The sequence below is a fragment of the Burkholderia sp. GW821-FHT14F03 genome (genome assembly GCF_058803765.1).
On sequence record NZ_JBXAPG010000002.1, the window covers coordinates 70,385 to 94,842 of the forward strand.

Below are 24,458 nucleotides of genomic sequence, written 5' to 3' on the forward strand. Positions count from 1 at the left end.
CGGTTCCGGCCGCTGTGCCTCCCAACCAATCCTGTCCGAACAGCGGCTTCACGCGCGGGATCGCCTCGGCGTCCGGGGCGCGCGCAGATATTTCCGATCCTGACTGCGTGCGCGTGATGGGAATGGGGCGAGGAGGTCCAACGATCTGACTGCAACCATCGTTGACGTTTATGTCGTCGGTTTTGGCGGTTGTGCAGCGGGTTCACGCCAAGCATAAAAGCAATGCTGCCGGCTGGCTGCTTCAAACCGTCGGCGAACCGGTACGTTCGATTCGAGATCGTATGTACGGTCCGCATCAAGCTGGGCGGAGAATGGCCGACAACGATTAAAAATATAACCCGCGACACGTTGGTCGCATGCTTATCGGCTCAGGCATGGCATGCAGTTCGAGATCGTATTTTTTCGACGTCGTGAGCGGGCTCGATCGGATATCGACGTCTTCATGGAATATATATATTCATAGTTCACCTTGATATGCTGCGACGCTTCAAGGTGAGCAACCCTCTCAGTTGAATCTCACGGGTGAATTGCCTCATCGACACGAGATCCGAGAGAGGCCGCTTGTGAGCTTAGCCAATACAGTGAGGACAATTGCGTCCGGGGCGCTCGATTGGAACAATCGGCCCGTCGCGTTGGATTTCGGGAAGGCGCAACGCTCGGTCGGGCAATTTCTGGCCCTTCAACACGCTGATCTGCACGAAGGGCTGATGACCGGTATTCACGGACATTTGACCTGTGTGTCGGCTCGCCACGATCTGCCGCCCAAACGCCTCATGGGCTTGCCTGTTTCAGTGCGGATCGTCACGGATCGAGGCCGGCTGCACACCATCGATGCAATCGTCACCCACGTCCAGATCGGCGCATCGGATGGCGAGCTGACGGTGTACCAGCTGACCGTCAGCGACGCGCTGTCGTTGATGGAAAAGCGCATCAATTCACGCGTGTTCCGCTCGCAGTCCATTATCGAGATCCTGCGGGTGATGTTGGACGAATGGCGGCGATACAGCCTGGTGTTGACGCAGACGTGCGAATTCGATCTGTCGAGGCTCGACGAGAGCCGCTATCCCGCTCGGGAAATCACCCGTCAGGTCAATGAGTCGGATGCGCATTTCGTGCGTCGCCTGCTGCGGCGCGAAGGTATCACGGTATTCGTGAAGGCGGGTCAGGAGAGGGGCGAACGCGGCGCTGTCGATGAGACGCCGGTGCATACCCTGGTGTTCTGCGACGACCCGATGCGTTTGTCGCAGGCGTCGGCTGGCACGGTGCGCCTGCATCCGCGCGATGCAGGCGCGGAAGAGCGCGACACCATCACGTTGTTCGCGCTGCACCAACGCCTGATTCCGGGCAAGACCGATCGGCCTTCCTGGGACTACAAGAAAGCCCGGACGGATGCGTCGGACGTGCCGACGAACGCGGATCAGGGCGAGGCGGGCAACGATCTCGCCCGGTTGTTGACGGATACGGTCATCGATATTCCGCACGTCGGCGATTCCTGGGGCGATCACGATCGCCTGACCCGCGCCCGGATGCTCGCGCATGAATTCGAGGCGGAGATTTACGACGGCGCGAGCGGGGTGCGCGATCTTGCGGTCGGCAGTTGGTTCACCCTTGGGGGCGATCCGGAATGGGATGCGCCGCCAGTCGATCAACGGCAGTTCGTGATCACGTCGCTTCATCACGACGTCTGGAACAACCTGCCCAAAGGGCTGACCGATCGCGCCTATGCACTCTTCGCCGCGAGCCGCAACCTGAACCATCGCGCGCCCGTGTTGCCGCCTGAACTGGCGGACGGGTCGGATACCCGGTACGGGAATACTTTTTCCTGTGTGCGACGCGGCGTCCCGCTCAACCCTGCTTACGATCCGCACGTCGATCTGCCGCCGGCGCACTTGCTGACCGGCGTGATCGTCGGGCAGCAAGGCGATGAGGTGTTTTGCGACGCGCACGGCCGCGTTCGCGTGCAGATACAAGGCCTCGATCCGGCAGACCATGCGCATGCCCGAGGCGCGGGCACCCAGGGCGACGCGAACGACAGCGCCCCGGTGCGCGTCGCATCCAGCTTGGCCGGGCCGAACTTCGGCGGGATGTTTTTGCCGCGCGTCGGCATGGAGGTGCTGCTTGGTTGTATCGCGGGAGATCCGGATCGATTGGTCATCATCGGCGTCCTGCCGAATGGGGCGAATATGCCGGCCATGTTCAGCCATACCGGCAATCTGCCGGGCAATCGTTACCTGTCCGGGCTCAAGACGAAGGAAATCAACGGTCAGCGATACAACCAGCTCCGGCTCGATGACACGCCACATCAGATCAGCGCACAGCTGGCGAGCGAGCATGGCTTCTCCCAACTCAATCTCGGCTACCTCACGCAACCGCGCAGCAATGGCCAGGGCGCGGATCGCGGCGAAGGCGCGGAGTTGCGCACGGACGCGGCGGCCGCGCTGCGCGCCGCACAGGGGATCCTGCTGACGACCTATGCGCGGACGCAAGCGGGCGGCGGCCAACTCGATCGTGAGGAACTGATCCGCTTGCTGGGCCAGTGCGGCGAGTTGTTCGAAGCCTTGGGTCGTTACGCGGGGCAACACGGCGGGTGGGCGGCCGATGCGGCGGGGCAAGGCGCCGTCGCATCGGCATTCGAGGCCTGGAAGGCGGGCGATGCGAGCGCCGCCGACGGTTCGCAGGCGCTGCTGGCGTTCGGTGCGCAAGCCGGCTCCGTCAACGTGACACCGAGAACCCACGTGACCTATGCCGGTGAAAACATCGATCAGGTGGCGCAGCAGCATGTTCAATTGATGAGCGGCCAGCGCTTCAATGCGACGGCCGGGCACGGCATGCAACTGTACGCCCGCGGCGCTGGCGTGCAGGCAATCGCAGGCGAAGGTCCGGTGTTGTTGCAGGCGCAGGCGGATACGCTCACGGCGAGCGCCCAGAAAGGCATCAGGATCACGACGAACGACAACGAGGTGCTGGTGACCGCGCCGACGATCCGGCTCGTTGCCGAAGACGGGAGCTATATCAGGATCGGAGACGGCATCACGCTCGGTACGAATACCCGGATTGTGTTGCAGGCGGCGTCGCATGAGTGGGATGGGCCATCGACGCAGCAGGTTTCGAGCGCGTCGTTCAACAGCCAACCGACCGACCAGCAATTCCGGTTGCATTTCCCCGGGCATACCGCCGAGGCCCCCGCGCTCGCGGCCAATCAGCACTATCGGATCACGTTGGACGACGGCCGCGTGTTCGAAGGCAAGAGCGACGCGAGCGGCCTGACGAGCGTGGTGAAGGACGATGTGATGCGCATCGCCAAGGTCGAGATATTGAAACCGTCGCTTTGAGCGGTGGGAGGAGGGATATATGACGGAAAAGAATGACGACTATCGCGTCGCGGCTCAGGGGGCCGGCGTCACGATGTCTAATCGACCGGATGCGCGCAATGTCCCTCTGCCTGGGGATCTGCCGGGCATCGTCATCTTCATACACGGCGTGAACGATCCGGGGGCGGCTTGTTCGGTTGTGGAGCAGGGCTTGTGTCAGGGGGTGAACGATCGTCTGTCGCGGACCGATTTGAAGGCGGGGCGCTATGGTGTTGGGTATCTATCGGCTGCCAGGAAGCCCAAAGCCGATGTCGATATCGCCGATGCCGAAGTCCTGAGTGATCCCGATACCTATCTGTATCGTCGGACGGAAATCGCCAATCTCACGAAGAGCTTTTTCATTCCCTTCTACTGGGGCATGCGCGCCGATAACAGCGACATCGCCAAGATCGACAATCCGGGCGAGGTCAAGAGCAGGACGGTAGACGAGAACGGGAACCTCATGACGCGCGGGCAGTATCAGGATATCCACGGCAATCGGCTCGATGCGCACTTCGCGAAGGCTGGGGGTTTCTTCGCAAATGCGACCAACAACATCCCGCAGATGTATGACGAAGGATTCAAGGCGGATCGAAAGACGCGGTTCGTGACGCGGCATGCACTGGGCGGCAACACCGTTTATGCAGCGGACTCTCCCAGTCGCCGCTATTTCGTTCTGGCCGCCACGCGCCTCGCGAATCTGATCACGACGATCCGGACGATTCAACCCAAGACGGTTGCCGAAGCTCACGGGTTGAACCCCGCCAATGAAACGATCACGATCATGGGGCATAGCCAAGGCACGATCATCGCGCTGCTGGCGCAAGCCATCCTCAAGCAACAGGGGCAGCGTTGCGTGGACTGTCTCATCATGGTCGACTCGCCGTACTCCCTGTATCAGACGGAAGCGTGCAACCAGACCGGGCATGCCAAGCTCAAGACCCTTATCGATATCGTCAATGCCGTGACGCAGGAGCCGCATACGATTCCGGACCTGGCCGAGCTGATGATCAACCACGAGAAGCATGGCGGTCGCACTGGGGCTGGTTGGACGAAGACCCAAGGCAAACGTCTGGATGAAAGTGGAAAACGTTGGGTGACGTTCGACGAACGTGACAATCGCGGGAAGGTTTACTTGTATTTCTGTCCGGAAGACGCCGTGGTGGGGTTGAAGAAGATACGCGGCATCGGTACGTTCGGCGTGCCCGATGCCGTGCCTGCCGACGGCGATGCGCTGAAGACCAATCCGGGGAAGACCATGCCGGCGATGCCGGTGTTGGGGCAGCAGAAGTCCGGGCAACGCTTTTTCCAGCGCATGTGGACACGAATGGAAAGGGATCAGGACGGCAGCGGAAAATTCGAGAAGGTAAAAGTAGGGCTGCCGCCTGCTCGCCTATCGGTTCGCGAGCGATTTGAACGATTGGCGCCCGGCCCCGAGACAGATGGTTCGATATCGGGCACCGCGCTCGAGATGAGTAAGAGCGCATTTCTCCATGCATCTTTCGAACGCGACGACATTCGCTTCATCAACGGAGAGGAACTCAAGCCGCCCTGTGTGCCCGACCTGTACGGGGGAGAGGTCGTGCGCGGCGGCCCGCGGCCGGGGAAGGCCGATGTGGCCGGCTTGACGGGGCTTGATGATGTGACGAAGAACATTGTCCTGGGCAATCAGTACGCGAAGCTCAAATGGAAGATGGTCGAGCGTTTCGTGATGGGTGCGCCCGGAGACTTGGAACGGGTCAAGGCGGAATTCAATGCCAACAAAGCGGTGGACGACCAATCCGAGAATTGGCGGATCAGGCCGGTTCCCTTCATGGCGATGGGAAATCCAGGTTCGAAGATGGCCTATTGCGTCGAGCGGGAAGAGACGCCCAACGAAGCGCGCGCGCGAATGAGGACGGATCGCGGGGCCTACGAGGTGAATAACTACCACTCGGGCATCTTGCGCAGCGCCGGAAATCATCGGTGGGTGACGGCGATGGATGTGGCTATTGGTCAAGCCGTGACGCTTGATGACCCGGTTTGGCGGGAGTTGTTGATCTTGATGGCTGATTGGAGGATGGATGATTCAGCATTATTCAAAATAAAAAATAATTTGAACTACAAAAGATTAAATCAGGGAGCGCAAGATTTTATTCAGGCATGTGCCGATTACTATTCGGTCGGTATCTTTCCAGAAAAATATGTATCGAGCACATTTCCTCCCCTTGTGACTAGTGAGTTGACCTCAACTGCCGCGTTCGCTTCGAGACGAGTACAAGTTGAGTACGAGAAACGAGAGGCACAAGAAGTTCGAATGGTGGATGGGAGCAAGAAGCTCAGGCAAGTGCTCCAAGGATACCGGCAATGATTGCAAAACCTCGCCCTTGGCCTTACATCGCGATCTTCGTTTTGACCACACTTATATGGATTGTCTTGGTCATGGCGAGATCGCACAGATATTGGGAAGAAGCTGGCCAGGAGATGTTCCATATGGGAAGCTATATTCGGAATGGCGTGCTCGTAGTGCTTGCGGTCATCATCTTTGCATATGGACTTCGCGCCGCGTTGATACATCGATTGTCCGCGTCTGCCGGTCATTTGGCTGAATCGAACTCGGGAGACATAACCGAAAGAAAGATGCACGGATTCAACGGTTCGCCTGCGATGCTGTCTCAAACAGGAAGCAAATACGTTTTAGAAGTGCGAGGTGCGAGCATTGTTGCCGGGTGGGAGACTAACCACGAAATCTGGAGGGAGATCGAAGCAAAGAAAGATAACCACCAGACCTACATGTCACAAAACCCGGAGGACTATCCGGACAACGACGGACACAGGCTCGACAACCACCGCATTGTCTCCGGCACGGGCTTCAAGTTTGCCGCCCGTCGCGCTGTCGAATATTGGCCTGTGCCCGTCATCATTTGGGGGCCGCCGAAGGATAAAAGAAACGACTATCGTGCTGCCAAGCAGATCGCAGGTTTGCGCCAGAAAGCAAGCCTGGGTGTGACGCTGTTGCTTTGGGGCGCTGACGCGAATACCGACGATGGCGTGGAAATGATCGAGAAATTGTTCGCCTTCTTCGATGCGCATCCCGACGTGCCGGAGGTTTTGGTGTTCAGTTCGGACGGGTCGATGCTACGTTCCCTTCTCAGACCTCCGGGAAGCGGTGGCGCGCCGCAAGCAGGCCATATCATTCCGGAGCGTCCGGATTGCAGCGGTGGAATGTTGTTTGCACGATCGGATCGAGTCGATAAACTCGTTCGCCCTTTCGTCGTCGATCAAACTGCACAGATCAACAAGAACAGCACGGGTTACGACATCACCAAGTTATGGAATTTCTTCTGGGCCACGAACGACGATCGGGGGCCGGACAGCTTCAATGCTCATTATCTTGCACAAGAAAAAGCAGCGGGCGTCGATGATCCGTCCGCGCTCGGTTCCATGTCGTTGAACTGGTGGCATGCCCAACTGCCCGAACTCTGGAAGACCATCGACAACAAAGGGCCCGGCGATTTCACACCGACGCCATACCTCCCGGTGCGGTGGACCACCTGGCAACTCAAAAAATTCGACGGCGCACCGCTGCTCGGTTATCTGCATCGCCCGGTCGACGTGAAGCTGACGGACGACCATGGAAAGCCCCTCAAGACTTCAGCTCAAGCTGCCGCATTGCAAGCCGGCTGGGAACAGGCGCGCGCGGCCCTGCCGGACGGCCAGGAGCCGAAGCGCGTGTTCTACGACACGACGGGCGATCGTCTCTCGATGATTCCATTGAACCGGGCTCTGGCGCAGATCGGCGGCCCGGCGCCGAACCTGAACGATGTCGAAGAGGGCTATGACATCGGCGCGCGCATCGGCAACACCGGCGTGACGTCCCCGCTTATACAAATCGGCCTGGGGCTGATCGCCAGTTACCAGAACGGAGGCGCCAGCGCGACCGTGAACCGTCGCCCGAACGGGACGACGAGCATCATCATGGTCAGCCCGCCGGATGCGGAGATCAAGGCCGCATGGGACCAGAAGACGAGCGGTGCAAACCCATTCAAATAGATCGAGACGAGGTCATCATGCGCGGCATCATTCGAGTCGGCGACTCGACCAATCGTGGCTGCCGGGTCAGGACCGGCAGCGACAGTTCGAACGTAATGGGACGGGCGGTCGCCCGGATGGGCGACCGTTGTGCCTGCCAGGCAGGGCTTGGCGAATGCGAGATTCTCGAAGGCGACGAAATGGTTCGCATCAATGGCCGCGCTGTCGCATTCGATGGTCACAAGACATCATGCGGGGCCGTCCTGATTTCTTCCATACCAACATCCGGTTGGACCTAGCCGAAGCGCAACAACAGGATCAAGGCACAACGCCGCCGAACAGCGTTGAGCGCGAGCGACATGACGAATCGAGAGCGGTTTGCCGTTCGAGACGTTTCAACTCGCAAGCCCAGCGATCAAAGCGAGGTGACGGGGATACGCTTCGACAGTTCATTGCGCGCGGCCAGGGGAATACGCGCATCGTCCCAGCTGGCCAGCCACTCGACCTCTTTCGCGCTGAACACCTGACCATAATTGCGCAGCGCGTATTGCAATGCGTCGACGACGTAATGACGGATCATGTCGGGCGTGCGTGGATCGTCGAGTACGGATCGGAAGGCTTCGAGCGTGGCCATGAATAGGCTCCATCCTAGGGATAACCCTGTTATCCCATACCAATAGTTGGGTGCCAACTGGAAAAAAAGCAGTTGAGCGTGCGAGTCGAACGGCCCTTGCGGGCCGCCTGAACCGACGCTCACGCCAGATCGATTCCCACCGTCGCGCCGACCCGTCCCTCCGAGCGATCCGCGGCCTCCCCATCCCACCACGCCGCGCGGCCGCGCGCGAATTGCCGCGCCGCTTCCGCTACACGCGCGCCAAGATGCCGCGCGGTAGCCAGATCCGCTTCGGGCGGTGCAGCCTCGGGGCCCTGGTCCGTATTCGACTGCGCCGCGGCCCCCAGCCAGAAACCCAGGCGATTGAGATCCTCCGCCGAACCCCGGGTCGAATTGTTCGCAGGCGGCAAGCCGAGATTGATCCAGTGCATGCCATGCTGCGCGGCGAACAAGGCGAGCTGCATGAGCGTGGCGAGCTTGTCTCCGGCGTGCGCGCCGGAATTCGTGAAGCCGGCCGCAATCTTGTCCTGCCACAGGAAGCCCTTGGCCATGACGGCGTTGGAGGTGGCCTCCTCGAAGACTTTGAATTCGGCCGACACCCCGCCCATATAAGTCGGCGCGCCGAAGATGATGGCGTCGGCCCGGGCGAGTTCGTCCCAGCGCGCCGGCGCATCCGCGCAGGGCAGCAGCACGCCCCTGGCGCCCGCCACCCGTTCGACGCCGTCCTTGACCGCGCTTGCCTGCCGCGCCGTATGACCATATTGGCTGTGAAAGACAATCGCCACGCGTGTATTCGTCATGCACTTCTCCTGAAGCTTGATGTCCCGATTCCGATTCATCTCGTTTGACCTGGTCCTACAGTTCGACCATCACCACGCCCTTGAGCTTGCCCGCACAGGCTTCCTGCAGCGCCGCCGGCCCCTGCTCGAGCCCGCTGAAGGTCGTGCAGGTCAGTTGAACGGGCTGCTCGTCGCGCCATTCGTCGAGGCGCTGCAGCCATTCGTCGAAGGCTTCGGGTTTGTCGTCGTCGGCGCTATAGCCGCGCAGCGTGATGCCCTTGATCGGCAGCCGGAACGTATCGATCTCGACCGGCGCGATGGAGCTGGAGCGTTCGGCGCGCAGCTCTGCCACGAGCGCCCCCAGAATCACGAAGCGCGCCCCCTCTCGCGCCAGCGTGACCGCGGCGCTCAGCTGCTCGCCGCCGACCATGTCGACGAAGACGTCGATGCCGTCCGGCGCGACGTCGCCCAGCTGCGTGACGAAGGGGCGGTTGTCGTCGACGATCACGGTGTCATAGCCGAGCGCTTCTTTCATCCACGCGGCCTTGTCCGGGCTGCGCGTGCTGCCGATGACGCGCCCGGCCCCGAGCCGGCGCGCGATCTGCCCCGCCATCGAGCCGATCGCGCCGGCGCCGCTGGAGACGAAGACGGTGTCGCCGGGCTTGACCTGGATGCCGCGCGTCAACGCCGCGTAGGCGGTCCAGCCGTGGCCGAGGTACGCGGCCGGTTCGATGGGGTCGCGCCGCAACACCGTGCACTGAGCCGCGTCGACAACGGCATAGTCGCGCCAGCCCCGCCGATGAAGCACCGTTTCGCCCACGCGCAGCCCTGATTCCGGTGCAGCGGCGATCACCTCGCCGATTGCCCCGTCGGCCAGCGCATCGCCCGGCTTGAGCGGCGGAAACGGAATGCCGTTGATTTCCTTCGCGTCGCGGCTCGCCATCAGGCGCGTCGACACGGAGACGCGGAACCAGCGGTTGCGCACCAGGACCTGATGAGGTGCCAAGGGCGGCAAGGGTGCCTCGGCGATCGCGAAATGGCTCGACTTGAGCGTGCCCTCGGGGTGGGCGACGAGTTCGACGTAACGTGAAACACGGGGTTGAAAATCCATGGCGAATTCCTGTGACCCGTCGCGGGCAGCGGCGCCGCGCACCGCATTTTTCCCGTGAGGTAGGTCGAAATTCTTGCGTGGATCCCTGGCCGTGGCTACTCGCTTTTCCGTTCCCGCTCCAGTGGGCCGCCGAGCCCCGATACAGCGGCATTTGCGTGCGAGCGCCACTGCCGGAGCGAGGTCGCGGCTCGCTTTCCTGCCGTATGACGCCGGCCTGCGCAACGGATCGGTGCATCCGCAACTTCCTGCGCCGCGCGCGCGAAGCGGCGCACTGCGGCAACGCCGGGGCGGCCAATGTGTTGCCGTTCGGCGGCTTCAGGCAATCGGGCTTGGGCCGCGAACCGGAGCGTGCCGTCATCGATCAGTACACGGAGAGCAAGTCGGTGATGATGAATTTCGGGTAGCGCCTGGCGTGGTGTGGGAGACGCGGGAAGCAGGCGTCGCGGCGACTTCACGCGCGCTGGCGCGCCTGCGCCCGCCATTGCGCGGGCGTGAGCCCGACGAGCCGCTTGAACGCGCGCTGGAACGCCGCCTCCGACTGATAGCCGACCGCCTCGCCGATCTCCGCGACCGGCCGCGCATCGTGCGCGAGCATCCGGCTCGCGAGCGCCATGCGGATCTCGGCCAGCACGTCGCTCGCGGAGCGGCCGATCGCGTCGTCGAAGTGCCGCGCAAAGCTCGCACGCGACATGTGACAGAGCGCGGCGAGGTCGGGCAGGGTCCAAGGCCGGTCGGGCGCGTCGAGCATCGCGGCGAGCGCCGGCTGCAGGCGCGGCCGCTGCGCGAGCGCGAGCAGGCCGCCCGGCGGCGCGGGGCCGACGCTCGCATGGCGCAGAGTGAGCGCGAACAGCGCGCCGGACAGCGCGTCGATCAGCGTCGCGCTGCCCGGGCCGCGCTCCAGCGCTTCCTCCCGCATCAGGCCGATCAGGCGCGCGAGGCGGCTGTCCGCGACGCGCGCCTCGCGCTCGGCCGCGCTGGGCGCGTCTTCCGCGTCGCTGTCGCTGTGCACGAGCATCCGCGCGGGGAGGTCGTCGCGCCACAGCGGGCGCGGCATCTCGGGCAGCAGGAAGCGGCCGCACAGCAGGTCGGCCGGCGGGCCGTCGCCGTCGTTGGTGACGATCTCGAGCCCGGCCTCGTCGCGCGAATGCGACGCCTGCGCCGCGCCGCCGCCCGCGTCGCGCAGCACGTGCGGCACACCGGAGGGAAACAGCACGATATCGCCCGCCCGCATCCGCAACGGCGGGGCATGGCCATCGTCGACCTGCGCCTCGCCGCGCAGCAGCACGTGATAGGGAATCTCGCGCGCGCCCGACGCCGGATGGTCGAGCCGCCACGGCGCGCCGAAGTGGCAGCGCGCGTCGAGCCGGCCCGTGACGGGCATCAGCGTGAGTAGTCGACTGAGCAGATCCATGGCGAGTGCATGAGACGATTGAGCATGAATTAGCGAAATTATGGCATTAAAGAACTCGCTTGATGGACCTAGACTGGTTTCCATGCCGTGACGTGCGGCGTTCCGAAACCCGTTTCCCCAGGAGAGACATCATGTCCAGACTGACCACGATCCCGCCCACCGACGCCGCCGGCGCGACCGCCGAGGTATTCGCGACGATCCGCAAGGCGATCGGCAAGGTGCCGAATGCCTACGCGACGATCGGCACCCATCATCCGGACGCGCTGACGGCGATGCTGGCGGTCGACGCGGTGGTGGGCAAGGGGACGCTGTCGAAGGCCGAGATCGAGACGGTGCGGCTGGCGGTGAGCGAGGCGGCCGGGTGTGACTACTGCGTGGCCGCGCACACGCTCGCGGGCAAGTTCGCCGGCCTCGCGCCGGATGCGATGAAGCAGATCCGCCACGGCGAGCCGACGGGCGATGCGAAGCGCGATGCGCTGGTGGCGTTCGTGCGCACGCTCGTCACGACGCGCGGCACGGTGCCGGCCGACGCGCTCGAACGGTTCCGCGCGGCGGGATTCAGCGAACGGCAGGTGATCGAGGTGATTCTGACGGTGACGGGGATCACGTTCACGAATCTCGTGAATCGCGTCAACGACACGGATCTGGATTTTCCGGCGGTGGCGTGAGGGCGGGGCCCGATCCGATGGGCTGGGGGCCGGATCGGCGAGGGCGGTGGAGGGGCCGGTTGGCGGCGTTGGCCCGGTGTCAGGCAGGTATCGGCGCTTCGACTCGTGTCGCGGGCCGTCGCGGGAGGGGCGCTTTGCGGCGTACCCGGGCGAGCGGTTGGCTTTGGGAGATCGCGGCGCGGGTGGGAGGCCGCCGGGCGGGCCGTGCGGTTGGCGCAGGCCCGGGTTTCCGGCGGGTGCGGACGCGGTCGTCGGGGCGAAGACCGGGGCGGCCCGCATTCCGCCGCCGCGTCTCGCCTGGGCGCTCCGGGCGGCCCCGGGGCATACGAAGCCCCGACCGCCGGGGCGCCGCCGCGCTTACTTCGCCTGCGCCGCGAGCCCGCTTTCCAGCATCTCGGTCAACAGGCCCGTCATCCCTTCCGGATGCGCGGCCGCCTGCGCGTTCAGGCGCGCGACCAGCTCGACATTGAGCTTGCACGCGAACGGCACGAGGCCCTGCGCCTGTTCGAGCTTGCGGCGCTCGCGACGGTCGATCGGGGCGGCTTCGGCATTCTTGCCGAAGCGGGCGGCCGAGCCCTGCTTCATGGCTTGGGTCAGCTTGAGCGCTTTGTTCTTCTCGAGATCGGTTTTCTTCATGGCCATGGCGGCTACCTCAGTTCGTTCAAAATGGGTGCGATTGTACGCATCACGCCGCGCGCCGAACACCCGCCTTGTGCGGCCGGGATCCGGTGCGCCGGGCTACAATTCGGCAGCTTCCGATTTCCATCACCGATCCGTACATGGCCACACCACCTCGGGCTTTCCTGCTGGGCCCCCTGCTGAAAGGCGTTTCCCGCTCGTTCTACCTGACGCTGCGCGTGCTGCCGGAAGGCATGCGCGACCCGATCGGGCTCGCCTACCTGCTCGCGCGCGCCGCCGACACGATCGCGGACACCTCGCTGATCGCGCCCGCTCAGCGGCTCGAACTGCTGTTGTCGCTGCGCGCGCAGGTGAACGGCACGCCCGATCCGGACGCGCTGCGCCGGATCGCGGGCGAGGTCGCCGGGCAGCAGATGGTGTCCGACGAGAAGATCCTGCTCGAATCGCTCGAACCGGCGCTCGCGATCCTCGCGCAGTTCGACGACGGCGACCGCGCGGCGGTGCGCGGCATCGTGACCACGTTGACGGAAGGCATGGAATTCGACCTGCGCACCTTCCCCGATGAAACCTCGGGACAGATCGTCGCGCTGCGCCGGCCGGACGAACTGGATCGCTATACCTATCTGGTCGCGGGCTGCGTCGGCGAATTCTGGACCGCGATGACCTATGCGCATCAGCCGGGCGTGCTCACCGCGGATGCCGCGGCCATGACGGCGCGCGGCATCCGTTTCGGCAAGGCCTTGCAGATGACGAACGTGCTGCGCGACTGCGGCAAGGATCTGCGCATCGGCCGCTGCTATCTGCCGGTCGAACTGCTGGGCCGGCACGGCCTCGCGCTCGAGGATCTGTCGGGGCCGGACGCGTCGCGGCGCGCGCGGCCGCTGCTCGTCGACCTGGTGCGGCTGACGCTCGATCACTTCCGCGCGGGCATCGACTACACGTTCGCGATTCCCGCGCAGGCGATGCGGCTGCGCCTCGCCTGCCTGTGGCCGATCCTGATCGGCCTCAAGACCTTGCTGCTGCTGGTGGAGAACGACGCGTGGCTCGATCCGGCGCGGGCGTCGAAGGTGCGCCGCAACGACGTCTACAAGGTGCTCGCGTATTCGGTGCCGCTGTCGCTGTCGAACGGCCTGCTGCGGGTCTGGCTCGATCGGCTCACGCGCGATATCGAAGCGCGGCTCGGCGAATCGGCCGGGGCTGCCGGCGTGCGCGTTTAAGAAGCGTTTAAGTTCGCGTCTGCTATAACCCGAAGCAGGCGGGCCTTTGCCGACGCCGTCCGGCGCCGGCTCCCGCCGCATCACGAGAGGATCTTTCCATGCGTTTGCTGCTCGCCCTGTTGCTGCCCTGGCTGCAGTTCTTCACGATCGGCCGCCCGATCGCCGGCATCATCTGTCTGCTGTTGCAGCTCACGGTGATCGGCTGGCTGCCGGCCGCGATCTGGTCGGTGTACGCGTTGAGCCAGTACAAGACGGATCGGAAGATCGAAGCGGCGTTGCGCGGCCGGCCTTGAGTACCCGCACGGATGCGTCGTTTCGTCTATTTCGGAGGAAATCTATACATATCGTGCCCATCGATCTGCATGAAATGTATAGATTTCTACCGAAATGACGAGTGCGGGCGTGCACGATTCAACGACGGCCGACGAGCCGCACTGCGCTGACGCGCAGGACGCCGCGATGGACAAGCGCTACAACGCGCTCCCGCTTCCCGAACAACTGTCGCTGCGCCGGCAGGCGGTCGAGGACGTGCTCGCGCATCCCGAGTGGACGCTGCAGGAATCCGTGCGCCATCCGAAGCGCACGATGCGGCTGACGAGCGCCGAGATGGCGAAGCTCGCCGGCGGACGATCCAGGATATCGAACAGGGGCGCAGCGACGGCACCGTGCAGACCATGAGCCGCATCTTCGGCATGCTCGGATTGAAGCCGGGTGTCGTGCGGAAGCAGGCGTAGCGGCTGTCGCCGAGCCCGGCCTCATCGGGCCGGATTCACTTCGTCGCCGCGAACAACGTCAGGTTCATGAAGATCTTGAACGCGTAGCCGAGCGACACGGCGCCTGCCACGCCGCCCGCCCACAGGATCACGAACCAGACCCAGCCGGGCAGCCGGCGCGCGGGGCCGCCTGCGCGGCCGTCGGCGTGATGCTCAGTGATGGTAGTAGTGCTGGTCTTCATGTCGTACCTTGCCTCGAAATACCCAGTAACCCATCGTAGTGTAGGCGACGATGATCGGCAGGATCACGGCGGCGCCCACCAGCGTGAAGGTCTGGCTCGAACGCGGCGCGGCCGCTTCCCAGATCGTCATGGTCTGCGGAATCGCGTACGGGAACAGCGTCACGAGCAGCCCGACGTAGCCGAGCAGCACGAGCAGCAGCGCGAGCACGAACGGCGTCATGTCGTGGCGGGCGCGCACCGCGCGGTACATCCACAGCGCGCAGCCGGCCACCAGGAACGGCACCGGCAGCAGGCGCCAGAACAGCCCGGAGTCGAACCAGCGCTGCGCGATCGTCGGGTCCTGCAGCGGCGTCCACAGGCTGATCACCGCCATGAAGCCGAGCAGCACGACCGTCAGCGGCCACACCACGCGGTGCAGGCGGCGCTGCAGGTCGCTTTCCGTCTTCGCCACCAGCCAGCAGCAGCCGAGCAGCGCATAGGTTGCGATGAGGCCCAGGCCCGTCAGCAGGCTGAACGGCGTGAGCCAGTCGAACGCGTGGCCGGCGAACTGGCCGTCCTTGATCGGAATCCCTTGCAGGAACGCGCCGAGCGCGATGCCCTGGAAGAAGGTCGCGCCGGCCGAGCCGCCGATGAACGCGAGATCCCACAGGTGCTTGGTGCGGCGCGCCTTCGCGCGGATCTCGAACGACACGCCGCGGAAGATCAGGCACACCAGCATGAAGATCAGCGGGAGATAGAGCGCCGAGAGCACGGTCGAGTAGACGATCGGGAACACGGCGAACAGGCCCGCGCCGCCCAGCACGAGCCAGGTCTCGTTGCCGTCCCACACGGGCGCGACGGTGTTCATCATCAGATCGCGTTCCTTCTCGTCCGGGAAGAACGGGAACACGATGCCGATGCCGAGATCGAAGCCGTCCAGCACGACGTACATGAAAAGGCCGAATGCGATGATCGCGGCCCAGATGACGGTGACATCCATTTGTTTTACCTCGTAGGCTTGGGCGGTCGCCGCGTCAGGCCGCGTCGATCAGGTGGTTCGTCGCCGACAGCGGGCGGCGGCCGGTGTGGTCGGGGCGCGCGTCGTGCGCGTCGTCGTGCCCGTCGCCCGGCAGCGCGGGGCCGGCCTTCATCAGTTTCAGCATGTAGTGGATGCCCGTGCCGAACACGAGGAAGTACACGATCACGAAGGTCAGCAGCGACAGGCCGACCTGCTGCGTCGACAGCGGCGACACCGCGTGCGCGGTGCGCATCACGCCGTACACCACCCACGGCTGGCGGCCGACCTCGGTCGTCACCCAGCCCGCGAGCAGCGAGATGAAACCGGTCGGCCCCATCACGAGCGCGGCGCGCTGGAACCACTTCGCTTCATAGAGGCGGCCGCGCCGGCGCAGGGCCCAGGCGGCGAGCGCGAGGCCGATCATCGCGAAGCCGAGCGCGACCATGATGCGGAAGCTCCAGAACACGACCGTCGAGTTCGGCCGGTCCTCGGGCGGGAATGCCTTGAGGCCGCGGATCTCGCCGTCCCAGCTGTGAGTCAGGATCAGGCTGCCCAGGTGCGGGACCGACACCGCGTAGCGCGTGGTTTCCGCCTGCATGTCGGGAATCCCGAACAGGTTGAGCGAGGTGCCGCCGCGTTCGGTTTCCCACAGGCCCTCGATCGCGGCGATCTTGGCGGGCTGGTGCTTGAGCGTGTTGAGGCCGTGCTGGTCGCCGATCATGGCCTGCACGGGCGCGAGCACCAGCAGCAGCCACAGCGACATCGAGAACATCTTCTTCACCGCGCGGTCGCGGCGGCCCTTCAGCAGGTGCCACGCGGCCGTGGCGGCCACCACCAGCGCGGCGACGATGAAGGCGGCGATCGCCATGTGCGCGAGCCGGTACGGGAACGACGGGTTGAAGATGATCTGGAACCAGTCGGTCGGCACCACTTTGCCGTCGACGATCTCGAAGCCCTGCGGCGTCTGCATCCAGCTGTTCGAGGCGAGGATCCAGAAGGTCGAGATCAGCGTGCCGATCGCGACCATCAGCGTCGCGCCGAAGTGCGCGCGCGGGCTCACGCGGTTCCAGCCGAACAGCATGATGCCGAGGAAGCCCGCTTCGAGGAAGAACGCGGTCATGACCTCGTACATCAGCAGCGGGCCCGTGACCGAGCCGGCGAAGCTGGAGAAGCCCGACCAGTTGGTGCCGAACTGGTAGCTCATCACGACGCCGGACACGACGCCCATGCCGAACGCGATCGCGAAAATCTTCGACCAGAACAGGCAGAGGGTTTTGTAATAGGGCTTGCGGGTCTTGAGCCAGCGGTATTCGAGCACCGCGATGAAGCTCGCGAGGCCGATGCTGAGCGCCGGGAAGACGATGTGGAACGAGACGGTGAAGGCGAATTGCAGGCGGGCCAGATCTAGGGCCGAGAATGCGGTTTCCATACGTGTAGACCGAGGCTGACGACACCCGCCGGCGGGGCTGCCGGCGGACCCCGCGCCGCGCGCGACTCGGATGGGCGACAGGGTTGCGGCGAGTATCGCGCAGCGTGTTGCGGCGCGAAATGTGCCAACTCGTCGCAGAGGTCAAGCGCTGATCCCGGTGTGTCGGATCTAAATCATTGATTGGTATCAAATTTGGCGGAATCGTCCGAGGCGCGCGCCGCGCGGCGTCCTGTCGCACCTGCGGCAATCCACCGCGCCGCAGCAGGGGAACCGGCGGCGCGCCGCCGGGCGTGCGCGTGACAGGGGCGCGCACGCCTCGTGCGCCGCCGCGCTTCAACCGCCGCGAAACACCGGCGGCCGCCGCTCGGCGAACGCGCGCAGCCCCTCGGTGAAATCGTCGCTCGCGCAGGCCGCGCGGCGCAGCTCCGCGATCCGTTCGAGCGCGTCGACGGGCACCGGCCGCGCATCCTCCAGCACCCGCAGTTGCTCCTTCACCGCCTGCACCGCGAGCGGCGCCTTGTCGGCGATCGTGCGCGCGAGGGCGAGCGTCGTCGCGTCGAGCTGCGCGCGCTCGACCACGCGGTTCACGAGGCCGTGGTGCGCGGCCCGTTCCGCGTCGAGCGGCTGCGCGGTGAAGAACATCTCCTTGAGCACGTGGATCGGCAGGTTGTGGAAGAAACGCAGCAGCCCGCTCGTCGTGTAGGGCAGGCCGATGTTGACGGGCGTCATCGCGAAGCGTGCGCTCGGGTCCGCGAGCACGAGGTCGCAGCTCATCGCGAGATCCACCGCGCCGCCCCACACCGAGCCCGAGATGCTCGCGATCACGACGCCCGGATACGCGCGGATCCGCCGCAGCACGCGTTCGAGCGGCTTGCCGTACGCGATCGGATCGCGATCGTGCGCGAGTTCACCGAGGTCGTGGCCCGCGCTCCACACGTCGTCGCCGCTGCCGTTCGCGAGCGTGACGACCGTCACGTCGTCCCGCGCGAGCGCATCGAGGCGCGCGTCGAGCGCGTCCAGCAGCGCCGCGTCGAGCGCGTGGCGGCGCGCCGGATTGCCGAAGCCAATGCGGCCGATGCGCGGCTCGACGCGCTCGACCTCGACGAACCAGCCGGTCGATGCGCCGCTCATGACAGCGCTCCCGCGAGTTCGGGCGCATGCTGGAACACCGCGCGCCCGGCCAGCAGCGAGTCGATCGCGGCGGTGTCGAAGCCGGCCTCGCGCAGCACCTCGACGGTGTGCTCGCCCAGTTCGGGCGGCGCGCGTCGCCTGCGCGCCGGGCCGCCGGTCGAATCATCGGCCGGCGTCGCGAGGGGCGTGACGACCTGGCGCAGCGCGCCGAGCGTCGGGTGATCGAGGGTATCGACCAGCTGGCAGTGGGCGACCTGCGGATCGCCGAACACTTCGTCGAGCGTGTGGATCGGCCCTGCGGGCAGGCCCGCCGCGACGAAGCACGCGGTCCATTCGCGCTTGCCGCGCGTGCGCAGCCGGGTTTCGAGCAGCGCCTTGAGCGCGTCGCGATGCGCGACGCGCGACTCGTTGGTCGCGAAGCGCGGATCGTCGACCAGGCCGCGCAGGTCGAGCACCTCGCACAGTCGCCGCCACATGTCGGTCGTGATCGGCGCGAGGTTCAGCGGGCCGTCGGCGGTCTCGAACACGCCGTACGGCGCGATCACCGCATGCGCGTTGCCGGTGCGGCGCGGGACTTCGCCGAGGCTCAGGTAGCGCTGTCCGTGCACGCTCAGCAGCCCGACGAGACTCTCCAGCAGCGACGTGCCGACCTGCCGGCCCCGTCCGGTGTGGGTGCGCTCGAACAGCGCGGCGACGATCGCGGTCGTGAGCCACATGCCCGAGCTGAGGTCGCCGATCGCGGTGCCGGTGCGGGTCGGTTCGCCGTCGGCGAAGCCGGTCAGGCTCATCAGCCCGGTGTAGCCCTGGGCGATCTGGTCGAAGCCGGGCCAGTCGCGCAGCGGACCGTGCGCGCCGAACGCGGTGATGCTGCCGAGCACGAGGCGCGGATTGTCGGCGCTCAGCGTGTCGTAGCCGAGGCCCATCGCGTCGAGCGTGCCGGGCCGGAAGTTCTCGATCACGACGTCCGCGTCGCGGATCAGGCGGCGCACCGCGGCGAGGCCGTCCGGATGCCGGAAGTCGACGCAGATGCCGCGCTTGTTCCGGTTGCACGACAGGTAGTAGGTGCTGACGCCGCGATCGAACGGCCCCCAGCTGCGGCTCATGTCGCCGCTGGGGCCGGGCTCGACCTTGATGACGTCGGCGCCGAGATCGGCGAGCGACATCGAGCAGAACGGGCCGGACAGCGCCCGGCTCAGATCGACGACCTTGATGCCTTGCAATGCATTCATGCGATGCTCCTGCGGAAAAAGAGGGGCGGGCCGCCGGTCAGGCGGGCAGCGTGTCGTGACGGGTCTCGTGGGCGGCGGGCAGGATCAGCAGGCCGACGAGGAACGCGGCGGCGGTCCAGGCGATCGGGACGCCGAGCGAGCCTTGCCAGTGAATCGCGGCGCCGAGCAGGAAGTTCACGCCGGCGCCGAGGAAGCGGCCGATCGACGCGTTGAAGGCGAACGCGGTCGCGCGGATCCGGGTCGGGTACTGCTCGGGCAGCCACAGGGAGAAGATCGCGAAGTTGCCGCCGAAGAAGCCGAGGAACAGCAGCGACACCATGAACGCGGGCAAGCCGTTCGGCAGGTAGTACACCCAGCCGAACGCGACCGCGATCGACAGCGCCATGCCGACGAAGTAGACGCCGAGCGCGCCGCGCCGGCCGAGCCGTTCGGCGAGCCAGGGCGCGACGAGACAGCCGGCGATGGTCGCGATCGACAGCAGCGCGGCGCCGATCGACGCGAGGCGCTGCGCGCCCACGGGATCGATGCCGGCGCGGGTCGCGAGCGTCACCACCGCGCTGGCCTCGTAGACCGAGCCCGCCCACAGCCCGACGATCGCGACGCCGACGAGGCTGGCGCTCGTGAGCGTGCGGCGCCGGTACGCAGGCGAGAGGATCTCGCGCAGCGGCTGCCGCGCCGGCGCGGCGGCGGCCGGCTCGCGCGCTGCGCGGCGACGCCACTGCCCCGGCTCGTGCACGCGCAGCACGGTGAACACCGCGAGCAGCGCGGGCGCGAGCCCGCACAGGAACATCGCGCGCCAGCCGTAGGCCGCGCCGACCGTGTAGTTCAGGCACGCGGCGATGAAGAAACCGAAGTAGTAGCCGGTTTGCAGATAGCCCGCGCCCATCTTGCGACGATCCTCCGGCCAGCTTTCCGCGACGTAGGTGCCGGCGAGCGCCCATTCGCCGCCGACGCCGATGCCCGCGAGCAGCCGGCACGCGGCGAGCATCCAGACGTCGTGCGTGAACGCCGCGGCGCCAGTGAACACCGAGTAGATCAGGATGCTCGCGGCGAGCGTGCGGACGCGGCCGAAGCGATCCGCGAGCGGGCCCCAGATGAACGACAGGCCCCAGCCGACCAGGAACAGCGCGAACAGGATCGAGCCGTACAGGCCGAGATTGGCGGGCGTGGCCGCGATGCCCGAGGCGGGCAGCAGCTCGGTGAGCGCCGGCACCAGCACGAGCGCATAGATCACCGAGTCCACGCCGTCGAGCACCCAGCCCGCGTAGACCGCCCAGAATCCCTTGATCTGTTCACGCGTGAGGGGCGTGCGCCCCGGTTTCGCATCGTGTGCCGATGCGGCGATCGCCTTGACCATCCTTGTCTCCTTGCCGGCCTGCGCCGGTTTTTTGTGAGGTCAGTATAAGAACGCCAGGCATCGTGGAAAAATATGTTATTCGTCTAACGCCATCGGAAATTCTTATGGCGTGCGCATCGGGGAGATCGGCATGGATCTGCGGCAGCTGCGGTATTTCGTCAAGGTGGTCGAGCACGGCAACGTCACGCATGCGAGCGAGGCGCTGCACATCGCGCAGCCGGCGGTGAGCCAGCAGGTGCGCAACCTCGAACGCGACCTCGGCATGCAGCTGCTGGAGCGCAGCGCGCACGGCGTCGCGCCCACCGCCGCCGGCCGCACGCTGTATCGGCATGCGCTCGAACTGCTGCGCCAGGCGGACGACACGCGCGAGCTGCTGCGCCGCGACGCCGAACTGCCGCAAGGGCGGGTGTCGATCGGGATGCCGTCGAGCACCGCGCGGGTGCTCGCGATTCCGCTCGCGCGGCTGATGCGCGAGCGTTTCCCGGGGATCATGCTCGAACTGATCGAGGCCCCGAGCGCCGACCTCGACCAGCTGATCGGCCGCGCGCGCGTGGATCTCGCGATCGTGGTCGATGCGGCGCCGACGCGCGGCATCGCGATGCGGCGGCTGATGACGGAGGCGCTGTACCTGATCGCGTGGCCCGGCTTCGCCTTGCCGGACGGGCCGGTGCCGCTCGCCGACCTCGCCCGCATGCCGCTGATCCTGCCGAGCGCGCCGAACACGATCCGCAACCGGGTCGACTGGGCGATGCGCGAGGCGGGGTTGCCCTACGACATCCAGCTCGAAGCCAGCTCGACCGGCCTGCTGTTCGCCGCCGTGATGGCGCAGCTCGGCGTCACGATCCTGCCGTGGACCGCGGCGCATCTCGAACTCGACGAGCACAAGCTCAAGCTCGCGCGCGTCGCGCATCCGCTGTTCGTGCGCGAGCTGTCGCTGTGCTGGGCGGACAGCGGGCTGCTCAGCAATGCGGTGCTCAAGGTGCGGGAGGCGCTCGTCGAGCTGTTCGGGCAACTGGGCAAGCGGCCCGAATGGGCGGCGCGCCGGCGCGCGCGCTGAGCCGGAACGATGCTCGGCCGGTGATCCGGCCCCGGTGCGTCGCCGCGCGCGCCGCGTGTTTTTGCGCGTTATCTATCTGACAGTGTTGTATCGGTGCGTTACGGCGTAACACCGCCGCGCGGGCGGAGCCTTGCGCGCGTGCGGGTTCCGTCACCGTTGTAACGACCGGCAAGATCGCCGGACCCGCGTGTAATTGTTCGGCGCGGGCCGCGGGCATAGCGTTCAGGGTGTCGAAACCCGAAGGAATGTCATGAACGCGCAAGCAGGGAGTCTGACGTGAACAGGCTGAAGATCGTGCTGGGCCTCGCGGCGACCGCCGCCATTTGCGCGAGCGGCGTCGCGCAGGCGGCGCGGGTCGGTGTGTATATCGGCCCGGGCTACCCGTATTACTACCCCGTCGTGCCGGCGCCTTATTACTATCCGCCGCCCGTTGTCGCGGTGCCGGTCGAACCGCCGCCGCCGCCCGAATACATCGAGCAGGGCCAGGCTGCACCCATGCCGATGCCCCAGGCCGGGCCGGCCGGCCCGGCCGCCGGCGCGCCGCCGGGCGACGACGGCTCCTGGTACTACTGCGACGCGTCGAAGAAGTACTACCCCTACGTGAAGCAGTGCAAGTCCGGCTGGCGGGCGGTGCCGCCGCGTCCTCAACCTTGAGCGGAAGGCGATGAACATGAATCAGGCAATCCGATATGCGCGCCGAGGCGCGCTGCTCGCATCGCTGGGGCTGCTGGGCGCCTGCGCGGTGATGCCGGACGGGCCGAGCGTGATGGCGCTGCCCGGCACGGGCAAGACCTTCGACCAGTTCCGCGCCGACGACGGCAACTGCCGGCAGTATGCGTATCAGCAGGTCGGCGGCGTATCCGCGAACCAGGCGTCCACCGCGAGCGCGCTCGGCAGCGCGGCGGTCGGCACCGCGCTGGGCGCGGCCGCCGGCGCCGCGTTCAACGGCGGGCGCGGCGCGGCGGTCGGCGCGGGCGCGGGCCTGCTCGCGGGCAGCGTGCTCGGCATGGGCGCGGCGCAGGGCTCCGCGTACAGCGTGCAGCGTCGCTATGACTATGCGTACACGCAATGCATGTATGCGGCAGGCGAACGCGTGCCGGTGTCGGGACGCGTGCGTTCCGGCGGCGGGTATTACGGCGATGGCGGTGGCGGAGGTGGTGGCTACGGCGGCGGCGGTTATGGCGGCGGAGGTGGTGGCTACGGCGGTGGCGGTTATGGCGGCGGTGGCGGTGGCTACGGCGGAGGCGGCGGATATGCGTCGCCACCGCCGCCACCGCCGGGCATACAACCGCCGCCGCCCGGATACTGACGCGGCGCGCGGGCCGTCGCCGCCACGGTCCGCTTGCGACGCGCACCACGTCCGGAGCGATTTGCGTACACTCTGAGGTTCCGTTCATGGCACGCGCGCGCGTGCCGATTTTTCGATAGGGACCCTAGATGATCGATTTACGCAGCGATACCGTGACCCGTCCGAGCCAGCCGATGCTGGCCGCGATGACTGCCGCCGAAGTGGGTGACGATGTCTGGGGCGACGATCCGACGGTCCTGCGCCTGCAGGCCGCCGTCGCGGAGCGGGCCGGCAAGGCCGCCGGGCTGTTCCTGCCGAGCGGCACGCAAAGCAACCTGGCCGCGATGATGGCGCACTGCGAACGCGGCGACGAATACATCGTCGGCCAGCTCGCACACACCTACAAATACGAAGGCGGCGGCGCGGCGGTGCTCGGCAGCATCCAGCCGCAGCCGATCGAGAATGCCGCCGACGGTTCGCTGCCGATCGAGAAGATCGCCGCCGCGATCAAGCCGATCGACAATCACTTCGCCCGCACCCGGCTGTTCACGCTCGAGAACACGATCGGCGGCAAGGTGCTGCCGGCCGCCTACGTCGACGAGGCGGTCGCATTCGCGCGCGGCCGCGGCCTCGCGACCCATCTCGACGGCGCGCGGGTGTGCAATGCCGCGGTGGCGACGGGGCGCTCGATCGAGGCGCTGTGCGCGCCGTACGATTCGGTGTCGATCTGTTTTTCGAAGGGGTTGGGCGCGCCCGTCGGCTCGGTGCTGGTCGGCAGCGCGGCGTTGATCGAACGCGCGCAGCGCTGGCGCAAGATGCTGGGCGGGGCAATGCGGCAGTCGGGCCTGCTGGCGGCTGCCTGCCTGTACGCGCTCGACCACAACGTCGAGCGGCTCGCGGAGGATCACGCGAACGCCGAACGCCTCGCCCAGGGTCTCGCGGGGGTCGAGCAGGTGACGGGGCTGTCGCAGGCCACCAACATGGTGTTCGCGACGTTCCCGGAAGCCGACTGCGCGCCGCTCGAAGCATGGCTCAAGGCGCGCGGGATTCTCACGCAGATGCTGTACGCATCGCGGTTCGTCACGCATTGCGACGTGTCGCGCGCGGATGTCGATACGTTCGTCGGCGCGGTGAAGGCGTATTTCGCGGAACGGCGCGGCTGATTCGGAGGCCGGCGCGGCGGATGGCCGGCTGATCGCCGCCGCGCTGTGGTTGA

At 66.1% G+C, this 24,458-nt stretch carries 24 protein-coding genes; 13 read left to right on the forward strand and 11 right to left on the reverse strand.

Annotated features, from left to right (window positions below; all coding sequences use genetic code 11):
* Window positions 1-563 precede the first annotated feature (563 nt).
* Genes AC1RQF_RS01815 through AC1RQF_RS01830 form a run of 4 tightly spaced genes read left to right on the forward strand, consistent with a single transcriptional unit; the run spans window position 564 to window position 7,660 of the window.
* On the forward strand, window positions 564-3,332 hold the full coding sequence (locus AC1RQF_RS01815; RefSeq protein ID WP_492871168.1) for a type VI secretion system Vgr family protein: 2,769 nt from the start codon (window positions 564-566) through the stop codon (window positions 3,330-3,332).
* 19 nt (window positions 3,333-3,351) lie between these two features.
* Complete coding sequence (locus AC1RQF_RS01820; RefSeq protein ID WP_492871169.1) at window positions 3,352-5,700, forward strand: T6SS effector phospholipase Tle3 domain-containing protein; 2,349 nt, start codon at window positions 3,352-3,354, stop codon at window positions 5,698-5,700.
* Window positions 5,697-7,382, forward strand: a complete 1,686-nt coding sequence (locus tag AC1RQF_RS01825; RefSeq protein WP_492871170.1) for a type VI lipase adapter Tla3 domain-containing protein — start codon at window positions 5,697-5,699, stop codon at window positions 7,380-7,382. The genes AC1RQF_RS01820 and AC1RQF_RS01825 overlap by 4 nt, the downstream gene beginning before the upstream one ends.
* Window positions 7,383-7,399: 17 nt before the next feature.
* A complete protein-coding gene (locus tag AC1RQF_RS01830) occupies window positions 7,400-7,660 on the forward strand; it encodes a PAAR domain-containing protein (RefSeq protein WP_492871171.1) in 261 nt (86 codons plus the stop codon).
* A gap of 116 nt (window positions 7,661-7,776) precedes the next feature.
* On the opposite strand, the gene AC1RQF_RS01835 is transcribed toward AC1RQF_RS01830, so the two are convergent.
* The 3 genes from AC1RQF_RS01835 to AC1RQF_RS01845 all read right to left on the reverse strand — a co-directional run bounded on the left by AC1RQF_RS01835 (window position 7,777) and on the right by AC1RQF_RS01845 (window position 9,906).
* Complete coding sequence (locus AC1RQF_RS01835; protein WP_252982836.1) at window positions 7,777-7,995, reverse strand: hypothetical protein; 219 nt, start codon at window positions 7,993-7,995, stop codon at window positions 7,777-7,779.
* A 119-nt stretch (window positions 7,996-8,114) separates the two neighbouring features.
* Complete coding sequence (locus AC1RQF_RS01840) at window positions 8,115-8,774, reverse strand: flavodoxin family protein (protein ID WP_492871172.1); 660 nt, start codon at window positions 8,772-8,774, stop codon at window positions 8,115-8,117.
* Between the two features lie 55 nt (window positions 8,775-8,829).
* Window positions 8,830-9,906, reverse strand: coding sequence for an MDR family NADP-dependent oxidoreductase (locus AC1RQF_RS01845; RefSeq protein WP_273997345.1), 1,077 nt, complete (start codon window positions 9,904-9,906; stop codon window positions 8,830-8,832).
* Between the two features lie 161 nt (window positions 9,907-10,067).
* Here AC1RQF_RS01845 and AC1RQF_RS01850 point away from each other — a divergent pair, with 161 nt between their 5' ends.
* Entirely contained in the window at window positions 10,068-10,268 is a 201-nt protein-coding gene (locus AC1RQF_RS01850; protein ID WP_492871173.1) for an aldehyde dehydrogenase family protein, read from the forward strand.
* Between the two features lie 47 nt (window positions 10,269-10,315).
* Here AC1RQF_RS01850 and AC1RQF_RS01855 read toward each other — a convergent pair whose 3' ends face one another.
* Entirely contained in the window at window positions 10,316-11,275 is a 960-nt protein-coding gene (locus AC1RQF_RS01855) for a cupin domain-containing protein (RefSeq protein ID WP_273997346.1), read from the reverse strand.
* 131 nt (window positions 11,276-11,406) lie between these two features.
* Between AC1RQF_RS01855 and AC1RQF_RS01860 the strand changes: the two genes are divergently transcribed.
* Window positions 11,407-11,943: a carboxymuconolactone decarboxylase family protein gene (locus AC1RQF_RS01860; protein ID WP_273997347.1), complete on the forward strand. Its 537-nt coding sequence runs from the start codon at window positions 11,407-11,409 to the stop codon at window positions 11,941-11,943.
* Window positions 11,944-12,300: 357 nt separating this feature from the next.
* On the opposite strand, the gene AC1RQF_RS01865 is transcribed toward AC1RQF_RS01860, so the two are convergent.
* Entirely contained in the window at window positions 12,301-12,585 is a 285-nt protein-coding gene (locus tag AC1RQF_RS01865) for a hypothetical protein (RefSeq protein WP_252982840.1), read from the reverse strand.
* Between the two features lie 137 nt (window positions 12,586-12,722).
* Between AC1RQF_RS01865 and AC1RQF_RS01870 the strand changes: the two genes are divergently transcribed.
* From AC1RQF_RS01870 to AC1RQF_RS01880, 3 genes are all read left to right on the forward strand, one after another.
* The gene (locus AC1RQF_RS01870) at window positions 12,723-13,799 is read left to right on the forward strand and encodes a squalene/phytoene synthase family protein (RefSeq protein WP_492871174.1); all 1,077 of its coding nucleotides are present in this window, start codon (window positions 12,723-12,725) and stop codon (window positions 13,797-13,799) included.
* Between the two features lie 98 nt (window positions 13,800-13,897).
* On the forward strand, window positions 13,898-14,092 hold the full coding sequence (locus AC1RQF_RS01875) for a YqaE/Pmp3 family membrane protein (protein WP_273997350.1): 195 nt from the start codon (window positions 13,898-13,900) through the stop codon (window positions 14,090-14,092).
* A gap of 166 nt (window positions 14,093-14,258) precedes the next feature.
* Window positions 14,259-14,477 carry a hypothetical protein gene (locus AC1RQF_RS01880; RefSeq protein ID WP_492871175.1) on the forward strand — a complete coding sequence of 73 codons (219 nt, stop codon included), beginning with the start codon at window positions 14,259-14,261 and terminating at the stop codon, window positions 14,475-14,477.
* A 91-nt stretch (window positions 14,478-14,568) separates the two neighbouring features.
* On the opposite strand, the gene AC1RQF_RS01885 is transcribed toward AC1RQF_RS01880, so the two are convergent.
* The 6 genes from AC1RQF_RS01885 to AC1RQF_RS01910 all read right to left on the reverse strand — a co-directional run bounded on the left by AC1RQF_RS01885 (window position 14,569) and on the right by AC1RQF_RS01910 (window position 20,897).
* Window positions 14,569-14,754, reverse strand: a complete 186-nt coding sequence (locus tag AC1RQF_RS01885) for a hypothetical protein (RefSeq protein WP_273997352.1) — start codon at window positions 14,752-14,754, stop codon at window positions 14,569-14,571.
* Complete coding sequence (gene cydB, locus AC1RQF_RS01890; protein WP_492871176.1) at window positions 14,726-15,733, reverse strand: cytochrome d ubiquinol oxidase subunit II; 1,008 nt, start codon at window positions 15,731-15,733, stop codon at window positions 14,726-14,728. Before cydB ends, AC1RQF_RS01885 begins: the two co-directional genes overlap by 29 nt.
* Window positions 15,734-15,767: 34 nt before the next feature.
* On the reverse strand, window positions 15,768-17,180 hold the full coding sequence (locus AC1RQF_RS01895; RefSeq protein WP_492871177.1) for a cytochrome ubiquinol oxidase subunit I: 1,413 nt from the start codon (window positions 17,178-17,180) through the stop codon (window positions 15,768-15,770).
* A 333-nt stretch (window positions 17,181-17,513) separates the two neighbouring features.
* Window positions 17,514-18,311: a methylmalonyl-CoA decarboxylase gene (scpB, locus tag AC1RQF_RS01900; protein ID WP_273997356.1), complete on the reverse strand. Its 798-nt coding sequence runs from the start codon at window positions 18,309-18,311 to the stop codon at window positions 17,514-17,516.
* The gene (locus tag AC1RQF_RS01905) at window positions 18,308-19,540 is read right to left on the reverse strand and encodes a CaiB/BaiF CoA transferase family protein (protein ID WP_492871178.1); all 1,233 of its coding nucleotides are present in this window, start codon (window positions 19,538-19,540) and stop codon (window positions 18,308-18,310) included. Before AC1RQF_RS01905 ends, scpB begins: the two co-directional genes overlap by 4 nt.
* Before the next feature lie 37 nt (window positions 19,541-19,577).
* Complete coding sequence (locus tag AC1RQF_RS01910) at window positions 19,578-20,897, reverse strand: MFS transporter (RefSeq protein ID WP_273997358.1); 1,320 nt, start codon at window positions 20,895-20,897, stop codon at window positions 19,578-19,580.
* 130 nt (window positions 20,898-21,027) lie between these two features.
* Between AC1RQF_RS01910 and AC1RQF_RS01915 the strand changes: the two genes are divergently transcribed.
* The 4 genes from AC1RQF_RS01915 to ltaE all read left to right on the forward strand — a co-directional run bounded on the left by AC1RQF_RS01915 (window position 21,028) and on the right by ltaE (window position 24,405).
* A complete protein-coding gene (locus tag AC1RQF_RS01915) occupies window positions 21,028-21,954 on the forward strand; it encodes a LysR substrate-binding domain-containing protein (RefSeq protein ID WP_492871180.1) in 927 nt (308 codons plus the stop codon).
* Window positions 21,955-22,230: 276 nt separating this feature from the next.
* Complete coding sequence (locus AC1RQF_RS01920; RefSeq protein ID WP_273997360.1) at window positions 22,231-22,608, forward strand: hypothetical protein; 378 nt, start codon at window positions 22,231-22,233, stop codon at window positions 22,606-22,608.
* Between the two features lie 16 nt (window positions 22,609-22,624).
* Window positions 22,625-23,263 (forward strand): hypothetical protein, encoded by a 639-nt coding sequence (locus AC1RQF_RS01925; protein ID WP_492871181.1) that lies wholly within the window; start codon window positions 22,625-22,627, stop codon window positions 23,261-23,263.
* Window positions 23,264-23,391: 128 nt separating this feature from the next.
* Complete coding sequence (gene ltaE / locus AC1RQF_RS01930) at window positions 23,392-24,405, forward strand: low-specificity L-threonine aldolase (RefSeq protein ID WP_273997362.1); 1,014 nt, start codon at window positions 23,392-23,394, stop codon at window positions 24,403-24,405.
* Window positions 24,406-24,458 lie beyond the last annotated feature (53 nt).